Here is an 11,400-nt window from a genome sequence, read left to right on the forward strand (position 1 = left end):
AGGGCCGCCGGCGGCCCCGGCTTCATACCCGACGACAAGCGAGAGGAGATCGAACACACGCTCGCGACCGTGAACCCGGCCGAGCTCGTCCGCCGCATCCACGACATCCAGGACCGGCTCGAAGCACTGGCGGCACCGCGCACCGCGCGGCTGGCCAGACGCATGGGCCCGGACATGGCATACTTGAACAAGACGCTCGCCCGGATCGCGGGCGTCGAACCGGAAGACGACGAAACCCCACAAGCCGACGCGGACTAGGATTTCACGCTCACCACAGGTGAGGCACCACTCCGGATTACGCGCTCATTTTCAAATGAGGCACCTCGGTATCAATGAGGATGCGGCCGAGCCTGGCACATAAGCGCACGGTGGCGTGCGCTGACAACAGTGATCGAACACAGGAGGTTCGCTCATGGAGGAGCACAAAGACAATAGTTGGCTGGGATTATCCGGTGATGTATGCGTAGTCATCGGAGCGGTAGGCGGCATGGGTACCGCTATTGCAGCCGAGCTGGCTCACGCCGGAGCCCGATTGACATTGGTTGATATCAGCGAAGAACATACTGCCGCATATGCAGCGCAACTTGCCGACGAATATGGTGTTGAAGCGCGAGGCTACGGTTGCGACGTTTCCGATGCCGATGATGTGGAGATTCTTAAAAATAAGGTCGTTGAGGATTTCGGCACTGTAGATGTGCTCGTCAATACGGTTGGTATTCTGCGTTTCGCTCCGTTGGAAGATCTGCCGCTTTCCGATTGGAAGGATGTCATCAATGTGAATCTGACTGGTGCATTCATTCTTTCGCAAGCCTTCGGCAAAGTGATGCTGGAGCATAAGACCGGACGCATTGTGCACATCTCTACCGTGGCCTCGCATTCGCCGGAAACCTTCTCCGGTGCCTATTCATGCGCCAAAGCCGGCCTTGGCATGCTCTCAAAAATGATCGCCGCGGAATGGGGACCGTTTGGCATTCGTTCCAACTGCGTATGCCCATGCTTCGTTAAAACGCCGATGAGCGCATCCTTCTACGCCGACCCCAAGGTGACCGAAGAGCGCGAACGATTGATTGCATCCCGCCGTATCGGCGAAGTTCAGGATATCGCCAATGCAGTGGCGTTCCTCGCATCCAAGCGCTCCGACTTCGTCAACGGCGATGAAATCAGCGTAGACGGCGGATTCCATCTCATGATGGGAGATCTCACACCCAAGCCGGGCGGCCGCCGTCAGTTCGCCATCAATTCCCTGAAGCAGCGCGGACTGCTGTAATCCACCCCACCAAAGTCAACGCTTGGATCGCAATTCCACCACAGCGCAGAAAGGATTGTTTAATGACTTCCCTTACAGCAGTTTCCGGCTCCAATGCGGCTGCCAAACATGAGCCCAACCGTTACGGCGTCTTGTCTGCCGCATTCGTGGTCATGTTCTTCGTGGCCTCCATTGCACTGTTCAGTGTCTTCCTGAACCCGCTTTCCGAACAACACGGGTGGACGCCCGCCGAAGTCAGCCTCTCATACTCTATTTTCCAGACGGTTATGGCCGTCACCGGCATCTTCTCCGGGCGCATCTCCGATAAATTCGGCCCGCGTACAGTCATGCTCGTCGGCGGTTTCGTCTTCGGTCTCGGTTGGTTCCTGACCGGCATTGCCGACAGTCTGCCAATGCTGTATATCTGCCACGGTTTGATTGCAGCTGTGGGCAACGGTTTGGTGTACAACCCGGCGCTCACCACCGCACAGCGCTGGTTCCCGGATATTCGAGGCAAAGCATCCGGCATCCTCTTGGCCGCAGCTGCCATCGGACCGGCTACGCTTGCTCCGGTGGCCAACGCCCTGTCCAGTGCATTCGGCGTATCCAATGCGCTGAAGATTCTCGGCGTCACCTTCTGGGTGACCATCACCTTGGGCTCGCTGTTCGTGCATCCAGCTCCGGCAGACTACCGCCCCAAGGGTTGGGAGCCGCCAGTCGCCGACAAGCCGGCAGCTGCTGCTTCGACCAAGGCCGGCGATGATGGAAGCTTTGATTTCAAAGCCATGCTCGCCTCGCCGCGCTTCTACATTCTGCTCGCCGTCTATGCTATGGCGGCATCCTCTGGCACCATGCTCGTGGGTGCCGTCTCCTCCATCTCACAGGAGCATGTTGGAGCTGTGGGTACCATGACCGCGGCCGCATTCGGCGCAATGGCTGTATCCATCTCCACCATCTCCAATTTCCTAGGCCGCCTGACGTTCGGTGCACTGTATGACAAGTTCGGCGCATTCAAATGCCTATCGCTCATGCTGGTAGTCACCGCGCTCGCCATGATTGCCATGTCGTTCGCCTATAACGCTGTGTTCTTCATGATCTGCGTGATTGTGCTCGGCTTCGCATTCGGCGCACTGCTGGTGATCTATCCGCCGTTGACCGGTGAAACTTTCGGTACCAAGCATCTTGGTGTCAATTACGGCATCATGTTCCTCGGCTATGCGCTCGGCGCATGGATTGGTCCCCGCTTAGCCACCGGCCTGCACTCCGAAGCTTACGGATACCGCATCGCGTTCTATGCGGCTGCCGGCATCACCGTACTTGGCTTGGTGATTGTGCTGCTGCTTGCCGCCCACGTTAAGAAAGCCGGCACGATGATGCCGGTGAGGAAGTAAAGAAGTGTCAATTAAGGAGCAATGATGACAGAACAACTTCGACTGGCCGTTATTGGCGCAGGCGCTATGGGACGCGACCATATCCGTTACATTCAGGACGATGCCGACGCGCGATTGGTGGCTATCGCCGATCCGGTACCCGCCACCGAGCAAGTGGCCAAGGATGCCGGAGTGCCGTGGTTCGCTGATTATAAGGAAATGCTGGAATGCACCGCACTGGATGGTGTGGTCATCGCATCCCCGAACCATCTGCATGTGCCGATGGCCCGCGAAACCGTAAAGCGTGGCATTCCGACCTTGGTGGAGAAGCCGATCAGCGATGATTTGGATGACGCCCGCGCGTTTGCCGACGAAGCACGTGCCTCCGGCGTACCGGTGCTGGTGGGCCAGCATCGCCGCCATAATCCCAAGGTTCGCCGTGCCAAGGAAATCATCGAATCTGGTGCACTCGGCACAATCGTGACCGTTGCAATCCTGTACAACCTGTACAAGCCGGATACCTACTATGACATTCCGTGGCGCAGGCAAAAAGGCGCGGGACCGATTCTGGTGAACATGGTGCACGATGTGGATCTCATGCGCTATCTCATCGGCGAGCCGGTGAAAATCCAAGGCATGTCCGCAAATTCGGCGCGTGGCTTCGAAGTGGAGGATTCCGCTGTGGCCACCGTGCGATTCGCCAACGGCACATTGGGTACCATTACCTTGTCTGATTCGGCGGCCAGCCCGTGGAATTGGGAATCCACCGCGCGCGAGAATCCATTCTTTGCCCCATATGACACCGACGCCTACTACATCATGGGCACCAAGGCCTCGCTTTCCCTGCCGCGCTTGCACCTGTTCTCTCATGCCGGTGGCGTGAGCGATTGGACCAAGCCGTTCGTATGCGAGGTGCAGGGCGTGCGCGAAGGACTGCCGCACCGTTTGCAACTGAAGCATTTCGAGCGTGTGATTCGTGCAGAGGAGGAGCCGCTGGTCACTCCTGAGGATGCGATTAAAACATTGGAAGTGCTGAACGCCGTCAAACAGGCGGCGGACGGTGGCGAGCTTGTTCGTCTGTAGTTGACGATTGAAAGCTGACTTTGTGGCTCTCCTCGGTCTAAGGAGAGCCACATCTTTTTGTAGAGAATGACGCTTATCGAATAAACATTCGATATAATGGCTCGCATGGTAGCAGCGAAGCAGAAGAGGGTGCGTAAAAGTCCCGAGGAAAGGCGCAGCGAGATTGCGCAAGCCGCAGTACGTCTGGTGGGGGAGAAGGGCTATTATGGCACATCCCTAAAAGACGTGGCTGATGCGGTAGGCATGAGCCAGCCGGGCCTGTTGCATTATATCGGCAATAAAGAAGGCCTGCTGTCGATGCTTATCACCGACAATTACGATACATATGGCACGCCTGACGACTTTATGCAATCAGGATTGCCGGGCAGTGACCCCAATCGTCTGCTATTCCCCTCATATCTGAGGTATTTGGTTCGGTATAACGCGCAGCGGCGCGAATTGGTGCGCTTGTACATGAGCCTTGAATCCGAGGCGTTCAGCCCCGAGCATCCGTTGTTCGAGTACTTCGAGAATCGTCCGGAAGCGGTTTGGGATCATTATTGCCGTTATCCGTGGGTGATTCCTTCTCAACTGGGCTCGTGGGAGGATTCCATGAAGCCGATAGTTCGTCTGTGCATTGAGGCTATGGATGGAACTCAGCTGCGTTGGATGCGTCAGCCTCCCGTGGATTTGTATGATGAATGGCTGAAATTTGAAGCGCTGATTTTCCCTTCACCCCTCTGGGATAACTATCGTTGACGCTGTGATGAGTGGAATGCCGTCAACAATGGTGTTGGCGGCGCCGCTCATGCTGCTGTTCTACTGAAGAGTCTTTACTAGATAAAATCATTTCCGCGTGTCGCAAAAGGCGCTTACTGGTTGATAATCGTTGGAATTGCAATGTTTATTAGCTATCTAATACCTGCTATATAACAATTTGACAAAGAATGTTTTCAGGTTTATGCTAATGGCATATCTAATGCATGTTAGATACATGTCAAAGCAGACACTGAAGAAATAAGGAACACGAGGTTCAAGGATGAGTGCTTCAACCGCAATCCCCGCAGACGAGCGTCTGGCGGCCTTTAACGCGAATATCGAAGCGGCGGACAAGGATCCGTCGCTGTCTCCCGAAACCGGCAAGCAGATGGATAAGGTCACGTTGATTCGTTTCGGCGCCGGCTTCCTGGTCTTCGGCCTGTTGTGGATGAGCGGTCTGGCCATCGTTTCCGCCGTGCTGCTCACCAAGCACCTGCAGTCCATCTTCGGCCCGGATGTTGAAGGCCTGACCGGTGTAATCAACGCCTGCACTGCAGTCGCCTCCCTGGTTTCCAACCTGCTGTTTGGCACCCTGTCCGATCGTTCCCGCTCCAAGTGGGGCCGCCGTACTCCGTTCATCGTGCTCGGCGCCATTCTCGGCGGTGTGACCCTGTTCCTGACCGGCATGGTCACCAACGCTGTGGCCATCACCATCATTTACTGCCTGTGCATGTTCGGTCTGAACGCCATGATTGCCCCGCTGGTCGCCATGATCTCCGACCGTATCCCGATGAACGTGCGTGGCACCATGTCCGCTTTCTTCGGCGCCGGCCAGACCTGCGGTGCTCCGATCGGTACCCTTATCGGTTCTGCTTTCATCCTGAAGTCGTTCCCGGGCTTCATTCTCGCCGGCATCCTGATGTTCCTCGGCGGCATCGTTGCCGTGATCATCGTGCCGAAGGAATCCTCCGCAGACTTCCTGCCCAAGGATGAAGGCAAGGCCTCCGACGTGCTCCGCAGCTTCATTCCGCCGAAGTTCTCCACCGCTCACGACTTCTACAAGGCATTCGCCGGCCGTATCTGCATGCTGCTGAGCTACCAGATGATCACCGTCTACCAGCTGCTCATCTTCCAGAAGTACATCGGCCTTGATGACACCGCTGCCGGTGCCGCAATGGCCACCATGTCCGTGATCACTATGGTCGTCTCCCTTGGCGGTTCCGTGGTCGCCGGCCCGATCTCCGACCTCATCGGCCGCCGTAAGATTCCGGTCGTTGCCGCTTCCGTGCTGTTCGCCATCGGTATGGCTATGCCGTGGATCATGCCGACCACGCTGGGCATGTTCCTCTACGCCGGCATCGCTGGCCTCGGCTACGGTGTCTACTCCTCCGTGGATCAGGCCCTGAACGTCGACGTGCTGCCGAACAAGGAAGAGGCAGGCAAGGATCTCGGTGTGCTGAACCTCGCCACCACCTTGGGCCAGATGCTCGGCCCGGTGCTCATGTCCGTAATCACCATGACCCTCGGCTACGCCGCCGCCTTCCCGATCTCCATCGTGTTCGCGCTGCTCGGCTGCGTGTTCATCATGATGATCAAGGGCGTCAAGTAAGCCTCGCGTAGAACGCGAAACCATGCAATAACCCTCTCGGCTGCGGCCGGTCCGCTTGAATCAATCCAGTGGACCGGCCGTTTCCATACATTCCAGTCAGCATTACGTACAACCAAATCAAATCAAACCCAACCACAGCAGGGGAGTGACCTTACGATGAGCAAGACCAGCGTTGACCGCATCCTGTTCGGCGCAGCCTACTATGACGAATACATGCCCGCAGGGCAGGACCGTATCGAAACCGATATGCGCATGATGGATGCGGCCGGCATCAACGTGATTCGTATCGCCGAATCAACCTGGAGCACCTGCGAGCCACAGCCGGGCGTATTCGATTTCAGCCATGTCGACCGTGCGCTGGAGGCCGCACATCGCCACGGCATCAGCGTGATCGTCGGCACACCCACGTACGCGGTGCCCTCATGGTTGGTTAAGATGCACCCGGATGTACTGGCCGAGACTCCGGCAGGACCCGGTAAGTACGGCCCGCGCCAGATCATGGATATCGTCAACCCTGCCTACCGGTACTATGGCGAACGCGTGATTCGCCGCCTGATTGAGCATGTAGCCAACCATCCGGCGGTCATCGGCTATCAGGTGGACAACGAAACCAAGTATTACGATTCCGTAAGCCCTGATATGCAGGCGTTGTTCATCAAATACCTGCGCGGCAAGTTCCATGATGATCTGGGTGCGTTGAACGCCCACTTTGGGCTCGACTATTGGTCCAACCGTGTGGACGCTTGGGAGGACTTCCCGGATGTGACCAATACGATCAACCAATCGTTGCGCGGCGAATTCGACCGTTTCCGCCGTGCGCAGGTGGCTGAATTCCTCGCATGGCAGGCGGATATCGTGCGCGAATACGCCCGCGAGGACCAGTTCGTAACCCAGAACTTCGACTTCGAATGGCGCGGCTACTCCTACGGCATCCAACCGGCCGTCGATCATTTCAAGGCTTCCAAGGCCGTGGACATCACCGGCGTGGACATTTACCATCCAACCGAGGATGAGCTTACCGGCACCGAAATCGCTTTCGGCGGCGATGTGACCCGCTCCACCAAGAACGGTGCCAACTATCTGGTGCTTGAGACCGAGGCGCAAGGCCAGCACGGCTGGGTGCCGTTCCCCGGTCAGCTGCGCTTGCAGGCTTACTCGCACTTGGCATCCGGCGCGGATATGGTGGAATACTGGCATTGGCACTCCATCCATAACTCCTTCGAAACCTATTGGAAGGGGCTCTTAAGCCACGACATGGAATCGAACCCGACCTACGAAGAGGCCGGCGTATTCGGCCGCGAGGTTGCGGACATTGCCGTAGGCGGGCGTCTAGTGCATCTCGCCAAGCGCAACAAGGTGGCCATCATGGTCTCCAACGAGTCGCTTTCCGCATTGGAATGGTTCCGTGTGGAAACCGGTTTCCCGGATGGAGTGGGCGTCAACTACAACGACATTGTGCGCCGCGTCTACGATGCCTTCTTCCAGTTCAACGTGGAGTGCGACTTCCTGCCGGTGGACGCCCCCGCCGAGCGTCTTGCGCAGTACGCCATGATTGTGACCCCGGCCCTCTACTGCACGCCGGAGGAGACTATTGCGCGCCTGCGCGACTTCGTGGCGAACGGTGGCCATCTGCTTTCCACGATGCGCTCGTTCGTCACCGATGATGAGGTCACGGTCTGGGATGATCGCGCACCGCACAACCTGACAGACGTATTCGGCCTGACCTACAACCAGTTCACCCGCCCGAAGAACCGTGTTGCCGTTGAGTTTGCAGACGATGCCACACTGGCCGGCACCGCGGCAGCTCAGGCCGAAGCATTGATCGAACTGCTGAAGGTAGATGCCGCCGCCAATACCGAAGTGCTTGCCCGCTACGGCCACTATGCATGGGAATCCTATGCGGCAGTGACCCGTCATCAATTCGGTCAGGGCAGCGCCGAATGGATCGGCACCTTGCTGGATGCCGATACCATGCGTGCGGTGGTGCGCGAGGCTGTGGAACATGCTGGTATCCGTCCGGTCGGTCTGCCGCTCGCCGGCACCATCACCGTGCGCCAAGGTGTGAACCAGGCCAGCGAAACCGTGACCTACCTGCTCAATTATTCTGCCGATACGGTGACCTTCCCCAGCCCGGTGGCCGGTTCGGTGGTCGTGGCACCTCAGGTTATTGGTTCGGATGGCACTGTGGATGAAGCGGCCTCCGCTGCGCTCGCCGTTCGTCCGGGCAAGAGCGTTCAGGTTGGTGAGGAGCTGACGATTCCGCGCTGGAACCTGGCTATCATCATTGATTGATGATTGATTGGTCCCTGTGATTTTTGGCTCTCCTTCGATTGAAGGAGAGCCTTTTTGCTGTGTGCGGCAATGTGTGCGATGTCTAATAACTACTAAAAGGTAGATAAATAAAACATAAGATATTCACAATAATTAAGACATGCTGGTGTTTCCTAGTTGTACCTTGCGCTATCATATATCTAGTAGCTGTTAGATAAAGAAGTCACCTGACGGCGAAGAAGCATAACTCAATGAAGAGCAGCGCGGCTGGAATAACCGCGTAACCATCCAAAGAAAGGAAATCCATCATGACCACATGGATCGCCACCACCCCGGACGCCAAGCTTGTGGATCGTTCGGCCGAAGTCGCAGCCACTGGTGCGACTGCCGCTGCCGATTTGCAGCTCGACGGCAACGAATACCAGTCGCTGCGCGGCTTCGGCGGCTGCTTCAACGAACTCGGCTGGCTGCCGCTGCAGACCGTGACCGAAGCTGAACGCGATCAGATCATCAAGGAGCTCTTCGACCCCGAAGAAATGAACTTCACGTTCAACCGCGCACCCGTGGCCGCCAACGACTTCGCTGACCACTGGTACAGCTACGACGAGGTCGAAGGTGATTATGGCATGGAGCACTTCTCCGTCGAGCGCGACGAGGAAACTCTGATTCCATACATCCACCGTGCTCAGGAATGGCAGCCGGATATGCGTCTGTTCTCCAGCCCGTGGTCCCCGCCGACCTGGATGAAGCGCCCGAAGGCCTACAACTACGGTCGCCTTATCCAGACTCCGGAGAACCTCAAGGCTTACGCCAAGTACCTGGTCAAGTACATTCAGGCCTACGCCGAGCACGGCATCACCGTGAACCAGCTGCATGTGCAGAACGAGGTGTTTGCCGACCAGAAGTTCCCGAGCGCCCTGTGGGACGCTGAAGCCCTGAAGGTCTTCATTCGCGACTACCTCGGCCCCGCTTTCGATGAAGCCGGCCTCGACACCGACATCTGGCTGGGCACCCTCAACGGCCCGGAAGACATGAAGTGGACCGGCGGCGGCTACGGCATGGCCCTCAACAACTACAACCGCTTTGTGGACAACATTCTCTTCGATGACGGCGCCCGCCATTACATCAAGGGCATTGCCTACCAGTGGGCTGGCCAGAACTGCATCGCCCGCACCCACGAATCCTGGCCGGAGATTGAGCTCATCCAGTCCGAATCCGAGTGCGGCGACGGTCAGAACACTTGGGAGTACGCGGAATACGTATTCCACCTGATCAACCACTACTTCCGCAACGGCGCCACCGCATACACCTACTGGAACATGATCCTGGACGATCAGGATTCCACTTGGGGCTGGTGGCAGAACTCCCTGTTCACCATCACCGCCGACACGCACGAAGTGCGCCGCAACCCCGAATACTACGTGATGCGCCACTTCTCCAAGTACGTGCGTCCAGGCGCCAAGCTGCTCGGCACCACCGGCCACTTCAACTCAATGGCCATCGCTTTCCGCAACCCGGACGGCACGGTGGTCGTGGTGGCCCAGAACGCACTCGAAAACGAGATGCCGTTCGAGTTCGCCGACCCGACCGACGCATCCCGCGGCCTCAAGGTCACGCTCGCTCCGCGCTCCTTCAACACCTTCGTGCTTGACTGATTGATTTCAGCATCCTGAATGAACCGCGCCCTGATTGTTGTTGCAGTACTGCGACCCAACAATCAGGGCGCAGTTTCTTATGGGCAGTATGTGTATATTGTCTAATCGCGGAGTAGCCAATCTTTAGCGTTGACCACGGTGATGCCTTCCTCGCTGATTCCGGCCGAGTACGGGTCAAGGGTGATGATGATTCGGGGGAAGGCGTCGGTGAGGGATACAAGTGGGGCAAATTCACGTGCACGGGTGTTTTCGTCCAATAAACTTGCGGTGACCTGAATATATTGCTTTTGCATGCCACCTGATGCAATGCGCGATGCGATGAAGTCGATTTCCGATGTATCGCTGGTCCCGATGCTGACCGTATATCCACGGCGGATTAGTTCCATGTACACGGCACATTCCAAACGGGCGCCAACATCGCGTGGAGAGAATCCTGTTGCGAGTCCCCTGAAACCATTATCGACTGGGTAGTATTTGCTCAGCGGGCGTAGCACTGTTTTACCTTGCATGCCTTCTTGGTTGGCCCGATACAGCAGAAATGCGCGGCATAGAGCATCAACTTGGGTGATGACGGTTCCAGCGCTGATGGACTGTCCGGCACTGGTCATGGTATTGGCCACGTTGCGCGCGGAAAATAGCGAACCAGAGGTGGAGAACAAGAACCGACTCAGTTTTTCTAGACTATTAAGATCGCGTATGTTGTATCGCTGGGCAACGTCTTTGAACAAGATAGATTGATAGATATCGCGTAGCTCGGCTCCTATGGATTCCGTGGTTCTTTCTCGCAGTGCGAAGAGGCCTGGCATGCCGCCATAGAGTAAGTAGTCGGCGAGTAAATCGTCTTGGGAACGGTCCTGTGCTTCTTTGGTGCTGTGCGAGAAATCAAGGTATTCGCTGAACGACAAAGGGAATGTGGGAATTTCAATATATCGACCGGTGAGATAGGTGGCCAGATCGCTGGAAAGCAGGTTGGCATTGGATCCAGTGATATAGACGTCAGTGTTTTCGCGCGTATGCAGACGTCTGACGACCTTTTCCCATCCGGGGACGTCTTGGATTTCGTCGAGCATTACGGTAAAGGGGTAGGCTGTATCGGCGCGTTCGGTCGCCTGGATAAGTTCCTCATGTAAATCTGTGGCATCGTAATCAAGAGGAATGTCGAATGCGTCGAATCGCTTGTAGAACAGGTTTTGGCTCGGAACGCCATCGGAAGTCAAAGCGTCGGCCAGCATGGCGAGCACCGTCGATTTACCGCAGCGCCTGACTCCGATAATGACCTTGATATCCGGTGTGTTTCGATGGGCGAGCACTCGATTCAATAAATCCGGGCGGGGAATGTAACCAGGGGTAATAGGGTTATTGAGCTGATTCATTTTATCCTCCTGATTTTATAAAATGTCAAATATATTATTTGATATTACTATATGC

At 56.6% G+C, this 11,400-nt stretch carries 8 protein-coding genes and 1 pseudogene; 8 read left to right on the forward strand and 1 reads right to left on the reverse strand.

What is annotated here, in order from left to right; translation table 11 throughout:
- The 8 genes and pseudogenes from Tam1G_RS01240 to Tam1G_RS01275 form a co-directional block, all read left to right on the forward strand.
- Positions 1-258: pseudogene (locus Tam1G_RS01240) on the forward strand (integrase catalytic domain-containing protein); the annotation flags it as partial.
- A 154-nt stretch (positions 259-412) separates the two neighbouring features.
- A complete protein-coding gene (locus tag Tam1G_RS01245) occupies positions 413-1,267 on the forward strand; it encodes an SDR family NAD(P)-dependent oxidoreductase (RefSeq protein ID WP_033891347.1) in 855 nt (284 codons plus the stop codon).
- Between the two features lie 62 nt (positions 1,268-1,329).
- Entirely contained in the window at positions 1,330-2,637 is a 1,308-nt protein-coding gene (locus Tam1G_RS01250; protein WP_033891346.1) for an L-lactate MFS transporter, read from the forward strand.
- A 21-nt stretch (positions 2,638-2,658) separates the two neighbouring features.
- Entirely contained in the window at positions 2,659-3,699 is a 1,041-nt protein-coding gene (locus Tam1G_RS01255; RefSeq protein ID WP_242689596.1) for a Gfo/Idh/MocA family protein, read from the forward strand.
- Positions 3,700-3,804: 105 nt separating this feature from the next.
- Positions 3,805-4,437: a TetR/AcrR family transcriptional regulator gene (locus tag Tam1G_RS01260; RefSeq protein ID WP_033891387.1), complete on the forward strand. Its 633-nt coding sequence runs from the start codon at positions 3,805-3,807 to the stop codon at positions 4,435-4,437.
- Positions 4,438-4,717: 280 nt separating this feature from the next.
- Positions 4,718-6,046, forward strand: coding sequence for an MFS transporter (locus Tam1G_RS01265; RefSeq protein WP_101625176.1), 1,329 nt, complete (start codon positions 4,718-4,720; stop codon positions 6,044-6,046).
- A 156-nt stretch (positions 6,047-6,202) separates the two neighbouring features.
- The gene (locus tag Tam1G_RS01270) at positions 6,203-8,338 is read left to right on the forward strand and encodes a beta-galactosidase (protein ID WP_101625177.1); all 2,136 of its coding nucleotides are present in this window, start codon (positions 6,203-6,205) and stop codon (positions 8,336-8,338) included.
- Between the two features lie 287 nt (positions 8,339-8,625).
- Positions 8,626-9,972, forward strand: a complete 1,347-nt coding sequence (locus Tam1G_RS01275) for a glycoside hydrolase family 30 protein (RefSeq protein WP_101625178.1) — start codon at positions 8,626-8,628, stop codon at positions 9,970-9,972.
- A gap of 101 nt (positions 9,973-10,073) precedes the next feature.
- Here Tam1G_RS01275 and Tam1G_RS01280 read toward each other — a convergent pair whose 3' ends face one another.
- Positions 10,074-11,345: an ATP-binding protein gene (locus tag Tam1G_RS01280; RefSeq protein ID WP_101625179.1), complete on the reverse strand. Its 1,272-nt coding sequence runs from the start codon at positions 11,343-11,345 to the stop codon at positions 10,074-10,076.
- Positions 11,346-11,400: the final 55 nt, after the last annotated feature.

The organism is Bifidobacterium imperatoris (assembly GCF_002860405.1).
Taxonomy (GTDB): domain Bacteria; phylum Actinomycetota; class Actinomycetes; order Actinomycetales; family Bifidobacteriaceae; genus Bifidobacterium; species Bifidobacterium imperatoris.